Source organism: Bacillus sp. 166amftsu (assembly GCF_900107445.1).
Lineage (GTDB): Bacteria > Bacillota > Bacilli > Bacillales > Bacillaceae_G > Bacillus_A > Bacillus_A arachidis.
Window position 1 is genome coordinate 71,355 of record NZ_FNQA01000009.1, and the last position, 24,035, is coordinate 95,389.

The 24,035-nt window shown below is 34.3% G+C and carries 20 protein-coding genes and 2 pseudogenes; 6 read left to right on the top strand and 16 right to left on the bottom strand.

What is annotated here, in order from left to right:
- Positions 1 to 31: 31 nt before the first annotated feature.
- Complete coding sequence (locus BLV40_RS18805) at positions 32 to 3,148, top strand: efflux RND transporter permease subunit (RefSeq protein WP_090692771.1); 3,117 nt, start codon at positions 32 to 34, stop codon at positions 3,146 to 3,148.
- A 25-nt stretch (positions 3,149 to 3,173) separates the two neighbouring features.
- Here BLV40_RS18805 and msrB read toward each other — a convergent pair whose 3' ends face one another.
- The 4 genes from msrB to BLV40_RS18825 all read right to left on the bottom strand — a co-directional run bounded on the left by msrB (position 3,174) and on the right by BLV40_RS18825 (position 8,360).
- Positions 3,174 to 4,139 carry a peptide-methionine (R)-S-oxide reductase MsrB gene (gene msrB, locus BLV40_RS18810; protein ID WP_090692775.1) on the bottom strand — a complete coding sequence of 322 codons (966 nt, stop codon included), beginning with the start codon at positions 4,137 to 4,139 and terminating at the stop codon, positions 3,174 to 3,176.
- A gap of 250 nt (positions 4,140 to 4,389) precedes the next feature.
- Complete coding sequence (locus BLV40_RS18815) at positions 4,390 to 5,421, bottom strand: AI-2E family transporter (protein WP_026592126.1); 1,032 nt, start codon at positions 5,419 to 5,421, stop codon at positions 4,390 to 4,392.
- A 448-nt stretch (positions 5,422 to 5,869) separates the two neighbouring features.
- The gene (locus tag BLV40_RS18820) at positions 5,870 to 6,610 is read right to left on the bottom strand and encodes a LytR/AlgR family response regulator transcription factor (protein ID WP_026592127.1); all 741 of its coding nucleotides are present in this window, start codon (positions 6,608 to 6,610) and stop codon (positions 5,870 to 5,872) included.
- Positions 6,585 to 8,360 (bottom strand): sensor histidine kinase, encoded by a 1,776-nt coding sequence (locus BLV40_RS18825; protein ID WP_090692777.1) that lies wholly within the window; start codon positions 8,358 to 8,360, stop codon positions 6,585 to 6,587. Before BLV40_RS18825 ends, BLV40_RS18820 begins: the two co-directional genes overlap by 26 nt.
- A 207-nt stretch (positions 8,361 to 8,567) precedes the next feature.
- Between BLV40_RS18825 and BLV40_RS18830 the strand changes: the two are divergent.
- Positions 8,568 to 8,738: pseudogene (locus tag BLV40_RS18830) on the top strand (MFS transporter); the annotation flags it as partial.
- 105 nt (positions 8,739 to 8,843) lie between these two features.
- Here BLV40_RS18830 and BLV40_RS18835 read toward each other — a convergent pair.
- The 3 genes and pseudogenes from BLV40_RS18835 to BLV40_RS18840 all read right to left on the bottom strand — a co-directional run bounded on the left by BLV40_RS18835 (position 8,844) and on the right by BLV40_RS18840 (position 10,856).
- Positions 8,844 to 9,914, bottom strand: a complete 1,071-nt coding sequence (locus tag BLV40_RS18835) for a nitric oxide synthase oxygenase (RefSeq protein ID WP_090692780.1) — start codon at positions 9,912 to 9,914, stop codon at positions 8,844 to 8,846.
- A 97-nt stretch (positions 9,915 to 10,011) separates the two neighbouring features.
- A pseudogene (locus tag BLV40_RS28935) lies at positions 10,012 to 10,145 on the bottom strand (epimerase); the annotation flags it as partial.
- A gap of 120 nt (positions 10,146 to 10,265) precedes the next feature.
- Positions 10,266 to 10,856: an AmiS/UreI family transporter gene (locus BLV40_RS18840; RefSeq protein ID WP_026592130.1), complete on the bottom strand. Its 591-nt coding sequence runs from the start codon at positions 10,854 to 10,856 to the stop codon at positions 10,266 to 10,268.
- Between the two features lie 481 nt (positions 10,857 to 11,337).
- On the opposite strand from BLV40_RS18840, the gene BLV40_RS18845 reads away from it, so the two are divergent.
- Positions 11,338 to 11,751: a hypothetical protein gene (locus BLV40_RS18845; protein WP_090692784.1), complete on the top strand. Its 414-nt coding sequence runs from the start codon at positions 11,338 to 11,340 to the stop codon at positions 11,749 to 11,751.
- 143 nt (positions 11,752 to 11,894) lie between these two features.
- On the opposite strand, the gene BLV40_RS18850 is transcribed toward BLV40_RS18845, so the two are convergent.
- Positions 11,895 to 12,542 (bottom strand): PAQR family membrane homeostasis protein TrhA, encoded by a 648-nt coding sequence (locus BLV40_RS18850; protein ID WP_090692787.1) that lies wholly within the window; start codon positions 12,540 to 12,542, stop codon positions 11,895 to 11,897.
- A 154-nt stretch (positions 12,543 to 12,696) separates the two neighbouring features.
- Between BLV40_RS18850 and BLV40_RS18855 the strand changes: the two genes are divergently transcribed.
- On the top strand, positions 12,697 to 13,257 hold the full coding sequence (locus BLV40_RS18855) for a DUF1836 domain-containing protein (protein ID WP_026592133.1): 561 nt from the start codon (positions 12,697 to 12,699) through the stop codon (positions 13,255 to 13,257).
- A gap of 122 nt (positions 13,258 to 13,379) precedes the next feature.
- Here the strand turns inward: BLV40_RS18855 and BLV40_RS18860 are convergent, their stop codons facing one another.
- From BLV40_RS18860 to BLV40_RS18885, 6 genes are all read right to left on the bottom strand, one after another.
- Complete coding sequence (locus BLV40_RS18860; RefSeq protein WP_090692791.1) at positions 13,380 to 13,994, bottom strand: hypothetical protein; 615 nt, start codon at positions 13,992 to 13,994, stop codon at positions 13,380 to 13,382.
- The gene (locus BLV40_RS18865) at positions 13,984 to 14,535 is read right to left on the bottom strand and encodes a sigma-70 family RNA polymerase sigma factor (protein WP_090692793.1); all 552 of its coding nucleotides are present in this window, start codon (positions 14,533 to 14,535) and stop codon (positions 13,984 to 13,986) included. Before BLV40_RS18865 ends, BLV40_RS18860 begins: the two co-directional genes overlap by 11 nt.
- 106 nt (positions 14,536 to 14,641) lie before the next feature.
- A complete protein-coding gene (locus BLV40_RS18870) occupies positions 14,642 to 16,087 on the bottom strand; it encodes a DEAD/DEAH box helicase (protein ID WP_026592136.1) in 1,446 nt (481 codons plus the stop codon).
- Positions 16,088 to 16,248: 161 nt separating this feature from the next.
- Positions 16,249 to 17,526 (bottom strand): C4-dicarboxylate transporter DctP, encoded by a 1,278-nt coding sequence (dctP, locus tag BLV40_RS18875; protein ID WP_026592137.1) that lies wholly within the window; start codon positions 17,524 to 17,526, stop codon positions 16,249 to 16,251.
- 125 nt (positions 17,527 to 17,651) lie between these two features.
- Positions 17,652 to 18,350 (bottom strand): response regulator, encoded by a 699-nt coding sequence (locus tag BLV40_RS18880; RefSeq protein ID WP_026592138.1) that lies wholly within the window; start codon positions 18,348 to 18,350, stop codon positions 17,652 to 17,654.
- Positions 18,340 to 19,941 (bottom strand): ATP-binding protein, encoded by a 1,602-nt coding sequence (locus BLV40_RS18885; RefSeq protein WP_090692796.1) that lies wholly within the window; start codon positions 19,939 to 19,941, stop codon positions 18,340 to 18,342. Before BLV40_RS18885 ends, BLV40_RS18880 begins: the two co-directional genes overlap by 11 nt.
- A gap of 87 nt (positions 19,942 to 20,028) precedes the next feature.
- On the opposite strand from BLV40_RS18885, the gene BLV40_RS18890 reads away from it, so the two are divergent.
- Both BLV40_RS18890 and guaC read left to right on the top strand, forming a co-directional pair.
- The gene (locus BLV40_RS18890) at positions 20,029 to 21,102 is read left to right on the top strand and encodes a DctP family TRAP transporter solute-binding subunit (protein WP_090692800.1); all 1,074 of its coding nucleotides are present in this window, start codon (positions 20,029 to 20,031) and stop codon (positions 21,100 to 21,102) included.
- Positions 21,103 to 21,400: 298 nt separating this feature from the next.
- Positions 21,401 to 22,384 (top strand): GMP reductase, encoded by a 984-nt coding sequence (guaC, locus tag BLV40_RS18895; protein WP_090692803.1) that lies wholly within the window; start codon positions 21,401 to 21,403, stop codon positions 22,382 to 22,384.
- A gap of 103 nt (positions 22,385 to 22,487) precedes the next feature.
- Here the strand turns inward: guaC and BLV40_RS18900 are convergent, their stop codons facing one another.
- Positions 22,488 to 23,375 (bottom strand): radical SAM/SPASM domain-containing protein, encoded by an 888-nt coding sequence (locus tag BLV40_RS18900; protein ID WP_090692807.1) that lies wholly within the window; start codon positions 23,373 to 23,375, stop codon positions 22,488 to 22,490.
- Between the two features lie 331 nt (positions 23,376 to 23,706).
- Positions 23,707 to 23,910, bottom strand: coding sequence for a DUF3955 domain-containing protein (locus BLV40_RS18905; RefSeq protein WP_026592143.1), 204 nt, complete (start codon positions 23,908 to 23,910; stop codon positions 23,707 to 23,709).
- Positions 23,911 to 24,035 lie beyond the last annotated feature (125 nt).

Consider the following 24,035-nt stretch of genomic DNA (forward strand, 5'->3'; position numbering starts at 1 on the left):
GGTCAACACACGTTAAAAAGGGAGCGCAAACATGAACAAGATTATTAACTTTTCGTTAAAAAACAAGTTCGCAGTTTGGCTATTAACCATTCTCGTTACCGTGACAGGGATTTATTCTGGACTTAATATGAAACTAGAAACAATCCCTGACATTACAACACCTGTTGTAACAGTAACAACGGTTTATCCTGGTGCTACACCAGCGGAAGTAGCCGATAAGGTATCGAAACCGATGGAACAGCAACTGCAGAATTTAAGCGGCGTCAATGTTGTCAGTTCTTCCTCTTATCAAAATGCCTCTTCTATTCAAGTAGAATATGACTTTGATAAGAATATGGAGAAAGCTGAAACCGAAATTAAAGAAGCACTTGCGAATATAAAATTACCAGAAGGCGTGCAAGATCCAAAAGTTTCCCGAGTAAACTTTAATGCCTTTCCTGTTATTTCATTAAGCGTAGCAAGTAAAGATGAATCTTTAGCTTCCTTAACTGAAAAGGTTGAAAAAAATATTGTTCCAGGATTAAAAGGACTTGATGGCGTTGCATCTGTTCAAACTTCGGGACAACAAGTAAATGAAGTACAACTTGTCTTTAAAACAGATAAAATGAAAGAATTAGGGTTAAGTGAAGATACCGTTAAGAATATCATTAAAGGCTCTGATGTATCTCTACCACTTGGACTCTATACATTTAAAGATACGGAGAAATCCGTTGTTGTAGATGGTAATATTACAACAATTAAAGCTTTAAAAGAAATGAAGATTCCTGCCGTCCCTTCAGCGGCAAGTGGTCAGGGTAATGGTAATCCAGGGGCTAGATCTCAAGCACCACAGATGAATCCAGCTGCAGCTAATGGGATCCCTACTGTTGCATTAGAAGAAATTGCTGATATTAAGGAAGTCGGAAAAGCCGAATCTATTTCGCGTACAAATGGTAAGGAAGCCATCGGCATTCAAATTGTCAAAGCAGCTGATGCAAATACAGTTGATGTCGTAAATGCCGTAAAAAACAAAGTAAAAGATTTTGAAAAGAAATATAAAGACTTAGAAATTATCTCAACATTTGACCAAGGTGCACCGATTGAGAAATCAGTTGATACAATGCTGAGCAAAGCAATCTTTGGTGCCATCTTTGCTATTGTCATTATTATGTTGTTCTTACGAAACATCCGAACAACATTGATTTCTGTCATTTCTATACCACTTTCTTTATTAATGGCTATTTTAGTACTAAAACAGCTGGATATTACACTTAATATGATGACGCTTGGAGCAATGACCGTTGCCATTGGACGCGTTGTCGATGATTCAATCGTTGTTATTGAAAATATTTACCGACGTATGTCCCTATCAGAGGAGAAATTACGAGGAAAAGACTTAATTCGTGAAGCAACAAAAGAGATGTTTGTTCCAATTATGTCTTCAACAATTGTAACAATTGCTGTCTTCTTACCACTTGGACTTGTAAAAGGTATGATCGGTGAAATGTTCCTACCATTCGCTTTAACAATTGTGTTTGCCTTGTTAGCTTCATTACTTGTAGCGATTACAATTGTGCCGATGTTAGCTCATTCCTTATTTAAAAAGGAAAGCATGAAAGAAAAACAAGCACATCATGAAGAAAAACCAAGCAAATTAGCAAACGGCTATAAACGTGTGCTTGGTTGGGCATTAAACCATAAAATCATTACATCTAGCATCGCTGTTCTTTTATTAGTAGGTAGCCTTGCACTTGTACCAATTATCGGTGTAAGTTTCTTACCATCTGAAGAAGAAAAAATGATTATTGCAACGTATAATCCTGAACCAGGACAAACATTAGAAGACGTTGAAAAGATAGCAACAAAAGCTGAAAAACACTTCCAAGATAAAAAGGATGTAAAAACAATTCAATTCTCATTAGGCGGAGAAAACCCAATGAGTCCTGGTAAAACAAATCAAGCTATGTTCTTCGTCCAGTATGATAATGACACGAAGAACTTTGAAAAAGAGAAAGAACAAGTCATTAAAGACTTGAAAAAGATGACAGGAAAAGGTGAATGGAAAAGCCAAGACTTCGGGACTAGTGGCGGTAGCAATGAAATTAAGCTATACGTATACGGAAATAGTTCAGAAGACATCAAACCTGTCGTTAAAGATATTCAAAGTATCATGAAGAAAGAAAAAGACTTGAAAGATGTCGACTCTAGTATTGCAAAAACATACGCAGAATACACATTAGTCGCAGATCAAGAAAAACTAAGTAAAATGGGGCTAACCGCTGCCCAAATTGGAATGGGACTTTCTAATCAACATGATCGCCCTGTTCTTACAACAATTAAAAAAGATGGTAAAGATATTAACGTTTATGTAGAAGCAGAAAAACATGATTATGAAACAATTAATGATTTAACAGACCGCAAAATTACAACACCACTTGGCAACGAAGTAGCCGTTAAAGATGTTATGACTGTAAAAGAAGGTGAAACTTCCAATACAGTAAAACATCGCGATGGACGTGTTTATGCTGAAGTAAGTGCAAAATTAACATCCGATGACGTTTCAAAAGCATCTGCTGCCATTCAGAAAGAAGTCGATAAAATGGATCTTCCCTCTGGTGTAGATGTTACCATGGGCGGCGTTACAAAGGATATCCAAGAATCATTCCAGCAACTTGGTTTAGCGATGTTAGCTGCGATTGCCATTGTATACTTCGTTCTTGTCGTTACATTTGGCGGTGCCCTTGCACCACTCGCAATTCTATTCTCGCTACCATTTACAATTATCGGTGCCCTTGTTGCACTCTTAATCTCTGGTGAGACATTAAGCGTATCAGCGATGATTGGTGCCCTTATGTTAATCGGTATCGTTGTAACGAATGCTATCGTGCTTATCGACCGTGTTATTCATAAAGAGCGCGAAGGCCTATCAACGCGCGAAGCATTATTAGAAGCTGGAGCAACACGCTTACGTCCAATTCTAATGACTGCAATCGCAACAATTGGCGCTCTTATCCCACTTGCACTAGGATTTGAGGGCAGTGGATTAATTTCTAAAGGCCTTGGAGTAACGGTAATTGGTGGATTAACAAGTTCAACATTATTAACACTCCTTATCGTTCCAATTGTATATGAAGTACTCAGCAAATTTAAAAAGAAAACTGTAGAATAAAAAAATAACCTCGCGCGCAGCGAGGTTATTTTTTATTTCCAAACAAAATGAGAAAATCTCCATAGCCTTCTTTTTCTAATTCCTCTTTCGAAATAAAGAGAATTGCCGCTGAATTAATACAATAACGGAGACCATTTGGACCTGGTCCATCTGGGAATACATGACCAAGATGAGAATCTCCTTCCTTACTTCTTACTTCCGTACGCGTCATATTGTGACTAACATCCAGTTTCTCTTTTACACTAGCTGACATAACCGGCTTTGTAAAACTTGGCCATCCGCATCCGCTATCAAATTTATCTAAAGAAGTAAATAGTGGTTCACCGGAAACAATATCTACATAAATGCCTTCCTCTTTATGATCCCAATATTCATTTTGAAAAGGCGGTTCTGTACCATTTTCTTGCGTTACATAAAATTGCATATCTGTTAATCGTTCTTTTAAGTGCGCATTATCTTTTGGCCAATGTTTTTTAATAAAAGCATCCCGACCTGATCCTTGACGGTATAATTCATAACGGAAAGCATTCTTCTTGTGATAATCTTGATGATACTCTTCAGCTGAGAAGAACGTAGTAGCCGGAAGAATTTTTGTAACAATTGGTTTAGAAAAACGACCGCTCTCAGCAAGTGCCGTTTTTGAATCTTCTGCTTGTTCACGTTGCTTCTCACTATGATAAAAAATTACAGTTTCATAAGAATGTCCGCGATCATGAAATTGACCGCCGACATCTGTTGGATCAATCTGTCTCCAATATATGTCTAGTAATTTTTCATATGGCATTTTATTTGCATCGAATGTAATTTGTACCGCTTCATAGTGCCCTGTCGTTTCTGAGCATACTTCTTTATATGTTGGATTCTCTTTATGCCCGCCCGTATAACCTGAAACAACCTTAATGATTCCTTCCATCTCTTCAAATGGTGAAACCATACACCAGAAACACCCTCCAGCAAATGTAGCAAGCTCTACTTTTTTATTTATAGTCAATTTGCATCACCTCACTATTTATCCCGCCTTAACGGGCAGTAAGCCCCCACCTCAAGGTTCAGATAGAAATAAGGAAGGTAGGTGGCTGATCAACTGCCCGTTAAGGTCTGATTGGTTCAACTAATAATCAGTGGGGGATGAAGAAAATCCCCACTGATTAAAGTTTCACTTTATTCTTTCTACAGTATGGCATATAAAGGTAGACAATATGAAAGAAAAAGCATCGGCGCCCGATGCTTTTTCTACTTTATTATTCAGCAAGATCCATTTCTTTTTCATCACTCGTTACATCCAACACATCTAATAAAAACATAAAGATTGGGATACCGATAATCAGTCCCCATACACCTAAAAAGTGTTCTGAGAAAATTAATACCATAAATGTATAGAAAATCGGTAAATTAGTTTTTTGCGACATAAATTTAGGATTTAAGACATAACTTTCAAGTGCATGAATAACACCAACAATTATTAAAATATACACTACATAAGTAATGCTACCAATATTATAAGCAATCATACAAAGTGGAACGAGCGAAATGATTACACCAGCTACCGGAATTAAACCAAGTAAGAAAATCATTAGCGCTAATCCGAGTAATTGTGGAAATCCTAAAATCCATAACGCAATCACTGATAAGATACAATTAACAATTGCAATTAGAAATTGCGCTTCAATTACTTTTCCAAATGAACGAGCAAACTTCTTTCCAAAATATTCAATTTCGTTATAAAAAATTGCAAGTCTACTCTCTTTAAATTTCGCAGTAAAAGCTACAATACGAGCTTTTTCAAGTAAGAAGAACAAACTTAAAATGAGTGAAAGTAAAAATTGCAAACCAAATTTCCCGACATTGGCAATAGACTTATAAAGAATATCTACACCTTGCCCCACATATTTGGAAAGCTCCATATGGTTAATAGCATTAATTGAAGCCTTTATAATCTCATTATCAGGTGGATTTTTAAGGAACACATTGAACTGGTAGATCAATTGTGAAATTTGTACCGTTAATACCGGTAGATATTTAAATAATGTAATGGAGATCCCACCAACTAACAGTACATATAAGAATGCTATAATAATTTTCCGATTAATCGGCATAAAGTTATTTAATTTCCGAGAAATAAACTTTTGGAATCGATCCATTAAATACGTAAAAATAAACGTAATTAAAATTAAATTAAACATACTTTTTAGCCCGTATAACATAAGGGCTAGTAAGAGTAATACAAGTAACCTCTGAAATCCTTTGCTTTGAAACAGGTTTTTCATTTGCATAATCGACGAGTGATCTCTCCTGTCCTATAAAGTGAAACTTTAAAAAGTGGGTTTTCTCTATCTTCCCCCTATTATCCTCCCTCATAAATCGGGCTTTCCCAGGCAACTTATTCTCTACTTAAATTTTTTGCTGACGCTAGATTTAAGCTCTAGATATTACTGCCTGTTAACGTGTAATAAATCCTGTTACTTTCTATTTTACAATACAATCATCCTTTTCAGAACGCATTCTATAAAGTATTAATGAAGATTTAAGGAAAATTCTTTTTTTCTCGTATAAAAATAGGTCTTACCATTACTGTAACACAAAAAGCGAGCTATCAATAGAAATCTGTTCTACTAACAGCTCGCTTTTATACTTTTTATAAATTATATTCCGTTAACCGATAAATGGCATAACTATCGGAATAACAACTACTGTTACAGCAATGCTTGCCATCACTGCTTCTTAAATACGAAGCAGCTTTTTGAGTTCCTTTGCATATGTCCGACTTACCGGTACTTTGGAAGTATCTTTCATAATCAGATTATAAGTGGAATTAAACCAAGGCTGTATTTCTGAAATATGATTGATATTCGCAATAAAACTACGATGAACGCGCATAAAACTTGTTTGTGGTAATTTTTTTTCTAAAATAACAAGTGTATCATGTGTTACATATGTTTCTCGAATCGTCTTTACAGTTACTTTCCCATCAACGAGCCCTACATAAACGATGTCTTCAATATTCACAAGTACAATAGATTCCTCTATTGGCAACGCAAGCTTATGCATCTCAGCAGTTACGTCTGGTACCTTCACGTCTTGCTTTTTCTCTGTTTCACTTTGCTTTCGTTTCTTATATTTTTTCAGCGTCTGTGCAATTCGCTCTTCATCAAATGGTTTTAAAATATAGTCTAACGCATCCACTTCGAATGCTTGCAGCGCATATTGATCATACGCTGTTGCAAAAACAATGGCCGGCGGGTTCTTCATTTTCTTTAATATATTTGCAATCTCAAATCCATTATCATCTGAAAGCTGAATATCTAAAAAAACAAGGTCCGGTTTGCTACCCATCAGCTGTTCTAATGCATCTTCTACACAATCTGCTTCCTCAATTACGTCAACTTCCTTTGTTCGTTGTAATAGATACTTCAACTCATCTCTTGCTAACATCTCATCATCTACTACTAATACCTTTAACACGACTTCCTTCCTCCCTTACACTTTGAATCGGAATTGCAAAGAAGATCTCTGTTCCTTTTTCTAGTTCACTCTTAATATGAAGTATTGTTCCCTTCCCAAATAACCCTATTAATCGCTCATTAATGTTATATAAAGCTGTTCCCGTTCCTTTTTTTGATGGTACAACAGCTTTTCCTAATTGCTCTAAGCGCTCTTGTTCAATTCCCTGACCATTATCTTTCACTTTAAAGTGAACCATGTTCCCTTTAGCATGAGCATAAATCTCTACCTGACAAATAGGTTGTTTTTTCGGAAAGGCGTGACGAAGTGCATTTTCCACTAATAACTGTAATACAAATGGTGGCAACAAAACTGTCTGTAATCCTTCTTCAATATACGTTTTCACCTCATATTTATTTGGGAACCGTGCTTGTTCTAATGATAAATATGCATGTACATGATTCAGCTCTTGCTCTAATGGAATAAGTAACTGACGTGCTCCCTGTAAATTACAGCGAAAATAAACGCTAAGTTGTAATAGCAGCTTCCTTGCCTTTTCTACATCTGTGCGGCATAAAGCTGATACTGTATTAATCGCATTAAATAAAAAGTGCGGATTGATTTGTGCTTGCAATGCCTTTATTTCTGCATCTTGAAGTAATTTACTTTGTAGTTCTGCCTCGCCTAACTCAAGCTGTGTAGAGAAAATCTTTGCTAATCCTTCTGCTAATTCCTCTTCTACACGACTTAATCGGTTCGGGTTTTTAAAATACAGCTTTAATGTCCCAATTGTATTCCCATGTGACGTTAACGGAATAACCACCGCTGCTTGTAATGGGCAACCTTCATGCTGACACTTAATAGCCACCCTCGATTTCGCTTTCATTATTTTCCCTGTGTTTAACACTTCTTTTGATAGTCCTGTAATTAGACTATGAGAAGGAATATGATGATCGGATGCTAGCCCAATATGCGCTAATATTTTTTCAGTATCGGTTAAAGATACCGCATCTGTCCCTGTAAAGCGATGGATAATTTGTGCCACATATTTACACGATTCCTCCGTTAAGCCTTGCCGAAAATAAGGAAGGGTCTTATCTGCGATACGTAGTACTTTATGTGTTTGCAACGCTCTCGCATTTTCTTCTTGGCGCAAAATAGCTTGTACCATCGAAAGTAAAATATAACTACCGAAACTGTTTACAAGAATCATAGGTAATGCAATCGTTTTCACAACATTAAAACCATCTTCTACAATAAACAAAATCATAACCATTTCTAAAGTAACAATAAAAACACTTAAAATAGCTGACATTTTAGGTGTAATGACACGATTATACTTTCGGAAAATATACCCAATATAGCCAGTAATAATTCCTGCCAAAATAGATGAAATTGCACAGCTAAGAGCTGTCGTTCCCCCAAGCATATAACGATGAATACCAGCAATAAATCCGACGCCTATTCCGATAATCGGGCCACCTAATAATCCACTAATTCCAACACCCATAATACGCGTATTGGCAATCGTACTTGATGAAGAAACACCTTGCAGCCAATTTTCATTCATAATTGTATTCCCTGCAATCTCAATTCCCGTGTAATTGCTTAGAATTGCAAATAACGAAAAAATACAAATAAGCATCAGCTTGTCTTTATATCCATCCTGTTTATGAAGAATGCGCCGAAATGTTTTAATATGTGAAAGTAAAAAACCCAATATAACAATTAATCCAACGCGCTCAATCATCATAAGTACTAAATCTAGCATCCGTGATTCATCCTCTGTTTGTTTAGTTAGTTTTATTATCGGAAAATAGTGAAGGTACCGTCAAGGAGAACACCGTATATTTCATGTAATTTTATAATATAAGGCATTTAAAATAACACATATTATTTATCTGACAACAAAACTCAAGAATACTAAAACTAAAGCAATATAATTACAGTCCTTTAACACAGCCCCGTGAGGTTGAGAAGGAAGTCGGAATATAAGAAAGAACTACTCCAAAAGGAACGAAAGGGCACTTTAACAGTTGCTGAATTTGAAACACTGAAGCATATAAAAAAGTTCCCACTTTGCAAATTATTTTCAAATAATAAAGTAACAATGACAACATTCGGGCTCATTATTATGTCATTTATTCAATTGGGCTTATCACAATGCTAGTATGTGTACCGGAGACAAAAGGAAAAGTACTAGACTAAACCTAATCAAAAAAGCATTGAAATTCTTCATTTCAATGCTTTTTTATTATTTATGAAAAAAATTTGGAGTTAGAATATCATTGGGATAAGGTTTGTGATAAATATGAGTTGTAGCCGGCGATAATGGTGGAATGAGCCAGACCCAGTTTCCCGTCACAACGCGTCCACAAGCAGCTTCTTGCTTTTCAAATTGTGCAAATTGCTGCGCTGCTGTATGGTGATCAACAATACTTACTCCCTGTTTCTTGAATGAATGTAAAACAGCTATATTTAACTCTACTAACGCTTTATCTTTCCATAGTGTACCGTTTCTAGATGTATCCAGGTTCATCATTTCTGCAACAGCAGGTAGTAAATTATAGCGATCATGATCTGCTAAATTACGTGCACCAACTTCTGTTCCCATATACCAGCCATTAAAAGGAGCAGCGGTATAAGAAATACCCCCAATCTCTAGACGCATATCTGAAATCATTGGTACTCCATACCATTTTGCCCCTAAAGATGCAAATGGATATTCCGGATGCTCAATCTCAACCTCTTTGACCTCTTCTTTAGGAATTCCTCTATATACAGGTTCTCGTCCATCAATAGAAAATACGAGTGGCAATACATCAAAACCTGTATCTTCCCCATGCCAACCCAGCTCCTGACAAAACGCAGTAAATGGAACTGAATGGGAATCACCAATCACTCCCATTTCTGTTTCATATCCCGCATAACGAATCAACTGATGATTATAAATTCGAATATTATTTTGTTCGCCATTATACTGCTTAAAAATTGTAATCGTTGGTTTAATTTTCCCGTTATTCGTTGCATATCGAATATGATGAATAAGTGCATTATATACACCTTCCTCATCATTCACTTCACGGGCATCTAATATATGCATTTTATTCCAAAACAATCTTCCAATACATCGATTACTATTTCTCCATGCCATACGTGCACCATGGACAAGTTCCTCAAAAGTATGCTCATACGTTCCTGTCGCTTCTACTTCCGATGCAATTTGAGTGAGACGTTCTTCTATTTGCCGCTCTCTACCTAACTCTTCATAACAAGTCGTAATAAACTTCCTTGCCTCATCTATTAATTCTTTCACTTTATTCATAAGCAATCTCCTTCTATTTCAACAAGACACTATTACTTTACAGTATAAGCAAAAAGAAGTGTAGTAACAAACCAAATCAAGCTACACCTCTAGAAGATTTAACAGCACTATTAAATGAATCTTTCGTAAGTCCCCGCGTTACAATTGTCACATCATATCCAGCTCGCAAGAGGGTTTCTACTAATCTTTTCCAAAATTCCTTGTTTCGCCTAATACTAATATCTTTTTCACATTCATCATTCCCCAGTTATTTTTATTTCTATGGCGACTGAATAAATGATTATACTTAAATTTATTACCACATAAAAAAAGAAGAGAATCCGTATAAATTCTCCTCTTAGTGTAAAACAATTATTGTACTCGATATTTAAAAATGCAATAACAAAAATATAAAATGGAAAGCACTGAAACATAAATCCATACCTGATATACAAGTTGCGTTCCCCATACTCCCATAAAATAAAGAAGAGACGGAAACGTAAGTGTTACCCAAGATTGTACAAATGCTATTCTTCCAAGGTATTGATTTATATTCTTTTTTTGTACGTTTAATACAAAAAATAAATACCAAAGAAGTGCCCACATAAACCAAGTTAGTGCATTAACGATGTCTTGAAATTGAACAAACGATACAACCATATAGAATAATGCAACAATTGCTACCCATAAGGAAAACCATCCTAGCCCATTACCACTCATACCTGTAATAAATGTGATACCTACATATAAATAAGTCAATCCAAATAAGAAAGTGGCTGCATATGAATACACAGTCCAATTACTTTGATCAGAGATCATAATAAGATAAAACGGAATTACAATTTGTAGCACTCCTACAAATAAATTAAAAACCCCTGCACTTTTTTCCTCTGCTTTTCCTAATATAACGAGACTATTTAAAAACAACACCGCACCTGAAAGTAATAATCCAACGTACCCCATATATATTCGTGTGAAAATCATATTTTTCCACACCTTAACCTCCTTATAACGTAAAATCCTACTAGTGATATTGTCCTACCCATTTCAAATTGCATACACAGGGCACAACTATTATTTCATGTGTACTAACATTTTTTATCTAAAAATAAGTCAGACTTCCTACCTTAAAACAGAAAGAAAGCCAAGGAATGCAATCACTGTATCATATAATTAAAACGTTTTCAAAATAGTATATTTCTTTCTAACAATAAATAAAATCCATTTCATATAACACACTCTGAAAACAATAACATCATCATAACAGCATTACCTCTAAAAATAAATGTCAAAGACACTGGAATAAAATTCAAAAACCTATATTATTCTCCGCCCATTTCTTTTAGAAATAAGTAGAATCAATCATTTTCCTTATAGCAAACTAACATCTCTATCATAAAATATCGTAAGCTAAAAATTTATGTTTTATGAAAGGGGAGATCATATGCCTAAACAAGTAGTCCACTCAACAGGTGTATTAACACGTGAACCACAAACAGCTTCTATCCAAATAAATATTGTAAACTTGGATAGAAATTATGCACATTCTATTAATGTAGAGATATTAGATTGGTCCAACCATTCTAATCCAGTACAACTACCAATTCTAGTTGGAGAAAATAAAGTGGTAACTTTCCCATACTACTTGGATAGTGGAAATTCAGCAGTTTTATATGCAGATTTAGATGATAAAATTAATCTTTATGAAATTCGTATCACTCACTTCGATCATTCCAATATTATTACAAATTGCTTCGGACGCAGCTCATCTTCATCTACAGCTCAAGAAGGTGATAAAGTATATCATAAGCAACTCGTTCGAGTTCATCAAGGATATATCCCTCATCAAATCCTGTAATGAACGCGCACTTAATTGAGCAAACTTGGCATCACCTTATCTTCGGTTGATTCTAAGTTTGCCGTCCCCCATACCCTTCCTACTAAAAAGGCCACATACCTCTCGATATGTAACCTTTACATAAATAAAATTTATTAATTCAACTAAATAACATAACAATATACACATATAAAGTGGGCAAGACTACCTAATAGCACAAAAACATGAAAAATTTCATGATGCCCCATATATTTAAATTCTAGCCATTTTGGTTTTGCTCCGTAAATAAATCCACCAATCGTATAAAAAACGCCACCAATTACTAAAAACAACATACCCTCTATACTTAGATTTTCCGATAGCGGTGCAAAGAATAAAACGATTAACCATCCCATCATAAGATAAATTGCTGTTGATAACCACCTTGGACAACTAAACCAAAACATTTTAAAAACGATACCACACACAGCGGTTACATAAACTAAGACGAATAATAGCAAACCATTTGCAGTTTCTAATGTAATTAAACAAAAAGGTGCATATGTGCCTGCAATTAAGATGAAAATCATAGAATGATCCAGTTTTCTAAAGAAATAAATAACACGTTCACTTGCTACAACACTGTGATACACGGTCGAAGCTGCGTAAAGAATCATCATCCCTACTCCAAATAGAATCACCGCTGAAATTGTAGAAACAGATGGCATTTTTACAGAGACTTTTACAAGCATAGCTAGTAAAGCAACAAATGATAAAACGGCACCCCCTAGATGGGTAAACGCATTAATCGGCTCCCTCACATAAGCATTCACATTAACAACTCCTCATATAATTACATGTAGTTTTGATAACTACATGTAATTATATACACAATGCATATAAAGGTCAACATTTACAATTCATTTGTTTCGTAATACCATATTAAAAGATAAAGTGTACATTATTCCTACAAAGGTGAGGGTTTATATGGAAAACATAAAGAACTTACTCGAAACATTACATTTAGAAAAAAACATTACGCTTGAAGATATCCCTAATGTGGATTTATATGTAGATCAAGTGGTTCAACTATTTGAAAACAGCTACGGTAATACAACACGAACAGAAGATGAAAAAGTGCTTACAAAAACGATGATTAATAACTACGCAAAAGGAAAATTGTTCATCCCCATAAAAAATAAAAAATACTCAAAAGAACATATGATTTTAATTAGTTTAATTTATCAATTAAAAGGCGCCCTCTCAATTAATGATATTAAAAGTGCTTTGGCAAATCTCAACGAGAAAATAATAAACGAAGATACTTTTGAACTAGACACCCTCTATAAAGATTATCTTGAACTTACAAAAATAAATGTTGAAAACTTTAAAAAAGACGTAGATAACCGATTGGCTGAGTTAAAAGCTACTACTCCATTTGAAGATAAAGAGTTGGAAAAATTCTTACTGCTAACCTCATTTGTAACAATGAGCAATATGTATAGACGCTTAGCAGAGAAATTAGTTGATGATTTAAAGAACTCTTAAGCATAAAGAAGAGCCATCTATTTCGATGGCTCTTCTTCATAGAATTTTTACTGATAGCGACCTAAAAATTCAGATATACGACGATGCACATACATTTCATTTTCTTTCTTTGTAAATCCTTTTTAATGGTCTCTTTTCGAATGGATCTCTCTATCAAAATACTTAGCTATAACATCTCTATCTGAGTTATTAATAACCATATTAATTCTTCCTTGTAAATACCCATACAACATCCAACTCGAACACTCTCTTAATTGATTATACTTGTCCTTTTTAGCTTTAAAACATAATACCGTATAGTCTTTTCTTATTTTGTAATAGTATTTAAAGATATCATCATAATCAATAATATATGCCCTTTGAATTTGATAAAGCTCCTTTACTTCATAAATCATAATTTTATGTCTTGTTCCAAAAACGACGAATCGACTTCCTACATCCATAAGCGCTAATGGCATTACAGCATAGTCTGCTGAACACATAATTGCGCCCAAATGATGGCCGCCTGTAGCTTGTGCTTGAAATTGTAATTCGATAAATTCGTTTTCTTCTAATTCATTATTTGCCTTTTCTTCTATCTCTTTAAAATTTTCTCTAGCAATTCGTTTTCTAATATCTTTTTTCTTATTCTCCAAATTTCCAATAAGGCGCTCCCCTATTGCTTCAAATTGGGATATTTCTTGTTCATCCCACTGCTCGAAAACAATTTGATCGATACTATAGTTTTCACAATTCATAATACCCCTCCATTACTCTTTTTAATTTTTGCTTTCCCCTTGATAATCTTGTATACACTGCACTTGTACTCATATGTAGTCCGTTTGAAATATCCTCTATACTCTCATCAGCAATATACCTTCGATAAAAAATATTATGGTCTACATCATCTAGCTGATGAATTGCTTGTAAAACAAACTCTTTTTCCTCTTCTTTGAGTAATACTTTTTCTACATCTCCATCATCTTGTAGAATCAGTTGCTCTATTGTTTGTTCAATATGCTTTTGCTTAAGTTTCCTTTTATAATCTAGCGCCTTAAACTTTGCAATAGAAATAATCCAGTTCTTAAGCTGTCCTTTTTTAATTTGAAAGCTGTCTATTTTATACCAAAGTATGAGGAGAACATCGTTATAACACTCTTCAATTTCTACTCTTTCATGGCGCTCCCCTAATACACTTCCAATTACTCCATAAATCAACTTACTATATTGAAGAATCAATTGATCCAATGCTTCTGTATTTTGTTTTTTTATTTCATCTACTAATTCCCTATCATCCATATTCGCTCCCCCTTCACTTATATATACGAATGTAATAAATATATTCTTACATGATTTCCTTATTTTTCATAAAAAAACTACCCACCTGTTAGATGGGTAGTTCCATTTACTTAATCGCCTCGTGAACTTTTAACTGCTTACCTTTTATCGTCGTATTCTTCATCACTTTTAAGACAAGAGGACCTTTACCATTTAATATATCAACATAAGAAACATTATCTTGTATTGTAATAATTCCTATATCATCTGCTGTGACACCTGGGATTTTAGCAATTGTACCGACAAAATCTACCGCTCGAATCTTCTTTTTCTTCCCACCGTTAAAGTACAGCTTCATAATATCTTTATTTAACCCTACATTTTTCTCTTTTTTCATAATTGGTTTAGCGTTTATTTTTTCTTCAAAAGCTATCTTTCCTTTTGTAACATCCTCTTTTGATGGAGCATCTATTTGTAGAATCTCAAAACCAATATATTCTTCAATTTCAGTCAAGAATCTATCTTCATAAGGCGTTACGAATGTAATTGCTTTTCCACTATTACCAGCACGTCCTGTTCTTCCTGTCCGGTGTACATAACTTTCTTTTTCTAATGGAATATCATAATTAATAACATGAGTAATATTCTCAATATCAATTCCTCGCGCCGCTACATCTGTCGCAACTAAATAACGGAATTTCCCTCTTTTAAAATCATCCATTACTGCAAAGCGATCTTCTTGTACCATGCCGCCATGAATCTTATCACAAGGGTATCCAGAGCGTTTTAACTGTCTAAATACATGGTCTACATTTTCTTGTGTACGACAGAAAATAATACAGCTATCTGGATTTTCAACTGTAGTTATATCTTTTAAAAGTGAAAACTTTTCTTCCTCTCTCACATTCAAAAGACTATGTTCAATTTTATCTGTCGTAATACCAGATGCTTTAATCTCAATGTTAATTGGCGACTTCATATATGTACGAGATAAATTTTCAACGTCTTCTGGTAATGTAGCAGAAAATAGCATTGTCATTCGATTTATAGGTAATTCATCAATGATTGCTTCTACTTGATCGATAAATCCCATATTTAGCATCTCATCTGCCTCATCAATCACTAAATATTTCAGACGCTCTAAAGAAAAAGTTCCCTTTTCAATATGATCTAACACACGTCCAGGAGTTCCAACAACAATATGTGTTTTCTGCTTTAATTCTAATTTTTGACGTGCAAAAGGTGATTTTCCATAAACAGCTGTTGCCTTAATCCTTTTAAACCTTCCTATATTCGTTATATCCTCTTTTACTTGCACAGCAAGTTCCCTCGTTGGTGTAAGTATTAATGCTTGCGGCTTATTTTCTTCCCATTTGACCATTTCACAAAGTGGAATACCAAAAGAAGCTGTCTTTCCGCTTCCCGTTTGTGATTTCACAACAAGATCTTTCTTTTCTAGTGCAACTGGGATGACTTTCCCTTGAACTTCTGTTGGTTGCTCATATTTCAAGCTAGTAAGTGCTCTTACAATTTCCTTACTTAATGGGTAATCTTTAAAACTTCTTTTACTCATGTACTAACCTCATTTTGTTATATAGTATATTCTTTTATGTATTTTTCACCATTGTGTAAATATCATATGCATTATTTCATTATACTTGAATCCGCCCTCAAATCGGGATTAATATATTTCAAAATAAAAAGCAGACTTATCATTAAGTCTGCCTTCCTATCCTATACAGCTTCCTTCGTCTCCTTCAATACTTTCATATCAGAAATTGCCTCTGCATGCCTTGTTTCATCGAATTCATTTTCACTTTTTGCAACAACGATTGTAGCAATTCCATTCCCAATTAGGTTTACAATCGCTCTTCCCTCACTCATAAAACGATCGACACCAAGAAGTAATGCCAATCCTTCTAAAGGAATAACCTTTAGTGCCGCTAAAGTAGATGCTAACACAATAAATCCACTTCCTGTTACACCAGCAGCGCCTTTAGACGTTAACATAAGTACTAAAATAATAGTGATTTGCTGTCCAATTGTTAAATCGACACCAAATACTTGTGCTAAAAAGACAACTGCCATGGATAAATAAATAGACGTACCATCCAAGTTAAAAGAATAACCAGTCGGAATAACAAGGCCAACAACAGATTTTGAACAGCCATATCGCTCCATCTTATTCATCATTCTAGGAAGTACAGATTCCGAAGAACTTGTTCCTAATACAATTAATATTTCATCTCGAATAAATTTCAAATAATTCCATAAGCTAAAACCATATATCTTACAAATAATATTTAAGACAACAAACACGAATAGAAACATCGTTATATATACTGACATCATTAATTTCCCCAGTGGCACAAGCGAAGCTAGCCCAAAGTGACCGATTGTATATGCCATAGCACCAAATGCCCCAATTGGTGCTGCCTTCATTACATAGCCAATAATGTTAAAAAATACGTGTGAAAGCTTGTCTAGGAAATCAATCACCGATTTTCCCTTTTCTCCAAGTGCAGCTAGCCCAACACCAAATAAAATCGAAAAGAATAATACCTGTAAAATATCACCCTTAGCAAACGCATCAACCATATTCGAAGGAACAATATGAGTAATAAAATCAATCCAATTAATACCCTGTCCCCCGCCTTGTGTATATTTAGATACGTCTCCTTTTGCAAGTTCATTAAAGTTAAGACCTGAACCTGGCTTCATAACATTTACAACGATTAATCCAACAATAAGTGCAAATGTTGTCACAACCTCAAAATAAATAAAAGCTTTTCCCCCAACCTTACCAACCTTCTTCATATCTCCCATTTTGGCAATACCAAGTACAATTGTTAAGAAAATAATTGGCGCAATTACCATTTTTACAGCATTAATAAACGTATCGCCTATCGGCTTCATTTCCTTCCCAACACTTGGCCATATAAGCCCAACTAATACACCGAGTGCAATCGCTGTTAATACTTGAAATGTTAAATTTTTAAATAGTCGTTTCACCTTTAACTCTCCTCCCCTTCTTCACGTTTAAAAACTTTCCCATCCTTATGTTTTACATAATGATAGCGTTTCCAATAAAAGGTGAGAAGTTTATGGTCATAACGAATATTTTGGTCATTTTGGTCTCACTTTTCTACATCACGATACACATAACGATTGACTGGTCTCCCAATCCCTCCATATTGAACTGCTAAATGAATCAAACCTCTTTTTTCTAAATAATCCAAGTAGCGCCGAGCGGTAACTCTAGCTATTCCAATTGCACTTGCTACCTCCTCTGCAGAACGAGGTTCATCTTGTTTTTTTACATATTCTTCGATTTCATTCAATGTAAACTCGTTTAATCCCTTTGGCAAATTACTTGCTGTTTTCTTAGAACGTCCAGAATATAATAATAAATCCAGCTGTTCCTGCGAAATCGCCCCAGTTTCCTTCAAACTCATTCTATATCGTCGATATTTTTCTAATGCTTGTTGAATTCGGTATAGCTTAAAAGGCTTAATAATATAATCCATTGCCCCATTTTGAAGCATAAGTTTAATCGTTTCCCTATCTTTTGCAGCAGAAACAACGATTACATCTGTTTCTAACTCAAGTTTTCTAAATTCCTGTAATACCTTAATACCATCCTTTTTCGGCATAAAAATATCTAAAATAACGAGATCTGGATTCACTTTTTGAACGATGTTAATCCCCTCCTCGCCATTATTAGCAACAGCCACCACTTGAAACCCCTTTACACTTCTAATAAATTCTTTATTTACTTCCTGAACCATCGGATCGTCTTCAACCAATAGTACTTTGATTTCCTCTTTATATTTCATACAATTCCGCCCCCATCTCCATTGGAAAAGTAATGATAAAAGAAGTTCCTTCATCTTGAAAAGATGAAATGTTAATCTCTCCTCTTCCCTTTTCAACAATTTGCTTTACTAGAAAAAGCCCATAGCCTGTTCCAGCAATCTTATTCACAGTAAATCCTTTCTCATACACTTTTGGTAAATGCTCCTCTTTTATTCCACATCCATTGTCCTCAATTAATATTGCACATACATCTTCAGACTGTTCAATACTAATATCAATTCTTTTATTCTCTACCTCAGTTTGCTCAAATGATCCAAAGGCATTTTCGATTAAGTTACCTAGTAATACAACGAAATCATGTTGATCCAGTTGATAAGGAAATACTTCTAAATAACTATTTTGGTCAATTACGACCTGTATCCCTAATTCCTTTCCCCGACTTACTTTGCTCAAGAGGAGACCAGCAATAGCATCATTTTTAATCGTTTCATTTAAAAAGTTTGTTACACTTCCTTGTTCTTCTGAAGTGTGGAAAGCAAGTTGTAATGCCTTATCGGCTTTGCCAAGTTGAATTAAACCTGCTATTGTATGAAGCTTATTCATATGCTCATGACTTTGTACTCGAAGTGCCTCAACAAAGGTTTTCACTCCTGTTAATTCCTCTGCAAGCTTCGTAACTTCAGTGCGATCTTGAAAGATTGCCACAGCCCCAATCAGTTCATTATCTTTCTTGATTGGTATGCGATTACTTAGAATTACCTTTCCACTTACTTTTATCTCTTCATTGTATACTGCCTGATTCCTCTCAACGATTTCTGGAAGTCTTGTATCCTTTAAGACTGTACGAATGGGCTTCCCTACAACATTTCCATCTACATGAAAAACCTGCTTTGCTTTTTCATTAAAAATAGTAATAATCTCTTGATTATCAATTGCAATCACACCCTCATTAATCGAATGAAAGGTTGCTGTTCGTTCTTCTAACATCCGTTTAATTTCATAAGGCTCTAACTGAAACATCTGTTTTTTAATATGATTAGCAAGCATCAATGAACCCATCAATCCAAATATTAAAGTTAATATGACAATAAAAGTAATTTCTTCTGCTAATCCCAGCATAATCTCCCAGAAATTCGGTATTTTATTTCCAACAACAACAACACCAATTTGATTTAAATTTTGATCCTTAATAGGCATAAAAGCACGAATTACAGTACCTATCTCTCCTTTTGCTTTTGAAAAGTAAATATGCTCCGCAAATGCCGCTTCTTCATCCGTCCCTTTTGATGGCCTTCCAATCATTTCTTTTACAGGATGCGAATATCGAATTCGCTCCATATTCATTACTACTATATAGTCTGTTTCATTAATTACTCGTATATTTTCAATAGCCGGGTTCAGTGTAAACCACCCCGTTGCTTCCTGAAGTGATTTCTTTACATCTGATAATTCCGCCACTGTCCGCGCCGTATTCATTGATCTAATTCTTAATTCTTTCTCTTCCTTTTGTTGAATATTTGCGATGATAACAATTCCACCAATGAGTAATGAAAAAATAACTACTGCATAGGATAAAATTGTAATTTTCCAGCGGATAGGCAATTGTTTCACTGTTCGTTCCCCTTTCCCCTAAAAGCACCTTTACGAATAAAAATCTTCTCGGTATGCTTACAATAACGACCCACGAGGAGGTTTAAAATGAAAAAAATAGCTACTTTTATACTCCTTTTTATTGTTTTAATTACTAGCGCGTTATTTGTAAAGTTTCAAAGTCCTTTTTCCCAAGGGAAACTTGCATATGATGATGACCAAGAAGGACTAAACAAACAAATTGTTTTCAAATTTAGTCATGTTGTAGCAGAAAATACACCTAAAGGACTTGCAGCTAGTAAATTTGCTGAGCTTGTTAACGAAAAATCAAATGGTAATATAAAAATAGAAATTTTTCCAAACGGGAGTCTCTATTCTGATATAGAAGAAATTCGCGCTTTAAAAGCTGGACAAGTTCATTTTATTGCCCCTTCTACCTCAAAACTTGGAATGTTATCTCACGAATGGGGCGTGCTAGACTTGCCATTTGCCTTTCCAAGTTATGAGGCCATTCAAGAAGGCTTAAACGGAAAAATTGGAGAGCAATTACTTCAATCCTTACAAAAAGATAAGATTAAGGGGCTTGCCCATTGGTCGAATGGCTTTAAACAAATTACTTCAAATAAAGGACCTATTTATACCCCTAAAGATATACAAGGACAATCCTTTCGCATTATGCAAAGTGATGTTATCCAATCTCAATTTGATTTATTAAAAGTTGATGCACATCAAGATTCATTTAATTCTACATATAAATTAATTGAAACTGGTAAAGTTGATGGTGAAGAAAATACAATTTCAAATATCTACTCTAAAAAATTTTATAACGTTCAAAACTATTTGACAATTAGTAATCATGGTTATTTAGGCTATGTTGTAATGATGGATCAAAAAACGTGGAATCAACAAACGGAAAAAACGAAGCAAATATTACTTGAAGCAATGAAAGAAACAACCGAATGGAACAACCATCAATCCATCCGAATGAATGAAAAACAACTTGAACTTATTAAACAAAACTCATCCATCCAAATTCATACACTAACTGATGTAGAAAGAAAAGAATGGGAAAAAGCATTATCTCCTATATACGAAGATCTTACTCCTACAATTGGAGAGCAATTGGTAAATGATTTAAAAGAATTAAAAGAGAAATATCAAGTCCTTGAAGATAATAAATAACAAAAAAAGAAGGAGATTTTAAGCACCTTTCTTTTTTTGTTATTCCATTATTATATTTCAAAATATTATTTGACATTATCAATTAAACTTTAGTCATATATCTTTCAAAAACGAACAATATAAAGATAAAACAACAGATTAATTCGGTATTATTTATGATATTTTAAAATTCCACCCCTATATTTGATAAATAAACACTAAAATCTTTGACTTAATAAAAAAAATAATGTACATTATTTTTTGGACGAACATTTTCTTTTACTAAAGAATAAAATATTCGTATTTAGGGGTGTAATCTATGGAAAAAGTATTCGACTATGAAGATATTCAATTAATTCCTGCAAAATGCATAGTAAATAGCCGTTCTGAGTGTGATACAAGTGTGACTTTAGGAAAACATACATTTAAATTACCTGTCGTACCTGCAAATATGCAAACAATTATAGATGAAAAAATCGCTGTATATTTAGCGGAAAATAGATATTTCTATATCATGCATCGTTTTGAGCCAGAGAAGCGTATCTCTTTCATTAAAGATATGCACTCTCGTGGATTAATCGCATCTATTAGTGTTGGCGTTAAGGAAGAAGAGTACGAATTTGTACAACAATTAGCAACTGAACAGCTTTCTCCTGAATATATTACAATCGATATCGCACATGGGCATTCCAATGCGGTAATAAAAATGATTCAACACATTAAAACACATTTACCTGAAAGCTTTGTTATCGCAGGAAATGTGGGGACTCCAGAAGCAGTAAGAGAACTAGAAAACGCTGGTGCTGATGCAACAAAAGTAGGAATCGGACCTGGTAAAGTATGTATTACAAAAATTAAAACAGGCTTTGGAACTGGTGGCTGGCAATTGGCTGCACTTCGCTGGTGTGCAAAAGCAGCTAGCAAACCAATTATTGCTGACGGCGGTATTCGTACTCATGGTGATATAGCTAAATCAATTAAATTTGGTGCAACTATGGTTATGATTGGTTCATTATTTGCTGGACATGAAGAATCTCCAGGGGAAACAATTGAAAAGGATGGGAAGCTCTACAAAGAATACTTTGGTTCAGCTTCAGAATTCCAAAAAGGTGAAAAGAAAAACGTAGAAGGTAAAAAAATGTTTGTCGAGCATAAAGGATCTTTAGAAGCTACATTGATTGAAATGGAACAAGATCTTCAGTCGTCTATTTCTTATGCTGGTGGAACGAAATTAGATGCAATCCGTACTGTAGATTATGTTGTCGTAAAAAACTCAATCTTTAATGGTGATAAAGTATATTAAGCTCTATTTGCCCTTTAAGGGGAATAAATATTGATTATTATAGAAAAAAATGAGCAAGTACCTTATTTCGTACTTGCTCATTTTTCTTATGCGATCTCATTTCTTATTTTCCAAACCTTTTACGATATCCACATTTTCTACATAATTCCTCTACAGCCACTCTACGCGAAAATCCATCTACAATATTTTTTGCTCTATCCCCTTCGATAATCTCAGAGAATGAGGCCTCATTAATATTTCCAAGATTAATGATTCCCTCACCATCTAAGCAACAAGGAATGACAGTTCCGTTTGCTAAAATACCAGCTTGATTTCGAAGACCATGACAGAAGCCCTTTCCATCATCCTCTTCTTCATGCAAGGCCGGCCATTGAAATTCGTAATCTTGATTAATAAAAATGCGATCTGCAATTTTCACGCCACTTCCTGGTGTGATCTTCTCTTCAATTTTGTATGGTAAATCAAATTCTTTCTCAATAATTTCCAACAATTGTCTGTTTCTTTGTATTTCAAGATTCGTCTTATTGTCTTGTGTCAGGTTCCATAGTCTCAGCGAAACAATTAATTCTGATTGACTTGTTGCTTCTTTAATAAAGGAAAGGATGCTTCTTACATATCCTTCTTTATCTTCAGATCCTGGATGCCCATCAAAACTATGAAGTGAAAAATTCATTTGTCTTAATGCAGGTTTATTTAATAATTTATGTCTCTTTTTATGAATTAACGTTCCATTTGTTGTAATATTAACTTTAAACCCTTTTTCATGACTTAAGTCCAGCAATTGGTCTATTTTAGGATGGAGCAATGGCTCTCCCTTTACATGTAAATAAATGTAGTCTGTGTGAGGTTTAATTTGGTCTAATCTCTTAGAAAAATCCTCCACAGAAAGAAATTGCTTCTGCCGTTCTGTTGGCGGACAAAAGCTACATGCAAGATTACATACACTTGTAATCTCTAAGTAAAACTTCTTGAACTTCTTGAACTTTTTCAACCTCAATTCCCCACTTCTTTAACTACTTAGAACAAAATAAAAAATTGTTCTATCAATATTACAGCACAATTTTTTATAAATAGAAACATACTTATTCAAGGAAACTAATTTTACCATTTTCTCTGTTTGAAAGCATATGATTTTACTTATCTTACTATAATCTAAACAAATAATTCTTCTAATTATTATAAAACATTAAAAAGGCCATCTGGGATTTTTAATTAGGAAGGTTCCTTTGGGGAATCTAGCTTTTATTTGTTGAACATTTACGATGTGAGCACGAAATATAATGGGCACAAAAAAAGAGTCTGGATTCAGGCTCTTTTTTAAACTATTGTTTAACTTTTTTAAATTTAGATATAACAAAACTAATGATACTGATAGTTAAAAATGCATAACCCATTGGTAGTAAATAAAACGGTTCTACAAGAACACCATTTGCTGCAACTGTAGATTCAGCACTAAGAATGTTATAACTAATTAAACATCCCATTCCTAAGATCAGTGGTATTAAAGTTACAATATATTTTTTCATTGTGAAACCTCCTTGGGTAAGAATTGTTTGATATAAAATAAGTACTTTATGGTTAGAATTATAATCTTCACATACAGTTAGTACTATTTAAAAACATGACAAAAAGCTTACAAATTTGTAAGCAA

Coding starts and splice junctions, on each gene's coding strand:
- BLV40_RS18805 (WP_090692771.1), top strand. CDS start 32: ATGAACAAGATTATTAACTTTTCGTTAAAAAACAAGTTCGCAGTTTGG.
- BLV40_RS18815 (WP_026592126.1), bottom strand. CDS start 5,421: ATGCAAATGAAAAACCTGTTTCAAAGCAAAGGATTTCAGAGGTTACTT.
- BLV40_RS18825 (WP_090692777.1), bottom strand. CDS start 8,360: ATGCTAGATTTAGTACTTATGATGATTGAGCGCGTTGGATTAATTGTT.
- BLV40_RS18835 (WP_090692780.1), bottom strand. CDS start 9,914: ATGAATAAAGTGAAAGAATTAATAGATGAGGCAAGGAAGTTTATTACG.
- BLV40_RS18840 (WP_026592130.1), bottom strand. CDS start 10,856: ATGGGGTACGTTGGATTATTACTTTCAGGTGCGGTGTTGTTTTTAAAT.
- BLV40_RS18845 (WP_090692784.1), top strand. CDS start 11,338: ATGCCTAAACAAGTAGTCCACTCAACAGGTGTATTAACACGTGAACCA.
- BLV40_RS18855 (WP_026592133.1), top strand. CDS start 12,697: ATGGAAAACATAAAGAACTTACTCGAAACATTACATTTAGAAAAAAAC.
- BLV40_RS18860 (WP_090692791.1), bottom strand. CDS start 13,994: ATGAATTGTGAAAACTATAGTATCGATCAAATTGTTTTCGAGCAGTGG.
- BLV40_RS18865 (WP_090692793.1), bottom strand. CDS start 14,535: ATGGATGATAGGGAATTAGTAGATGAAATAAAAAAACAAAATACAGAA.
- BLV40_RS18870 (WP_026592136.1), bottom strand. CDS start 16,087: ATGAGTAAAAGAAGTTTTAAAGATTACCCATTAAGTAAGGAAATTGTA.
- BLV40_RS18880 (WP_026592138.1), bottom strand. CDS start 18,350: ATGAAATATAAAGAGGAAATCAAAGTACTATTGGTTGAAGACGATCCG.
- BLV40_RS18890 (WP_090692800.1), top strand. CDS start 20,029: ATGAAAAAAATAGCTACTTTTATACTCCTTTTTATTGTTTTAATTACT.
- guaC (WP_090692803.1), top strand. CDS start 21,401: ATGGAAAAAGTATTCGACTATGAAGATATTCAATTAATTCCTGCAAAA.
- BLV40_RS18905 (WP_026592143.1), bottom strand. CDS start 23,910: ATGAAAAAATATATTGTAACTTTAATACCACTGATCTTAGGAATGGGA.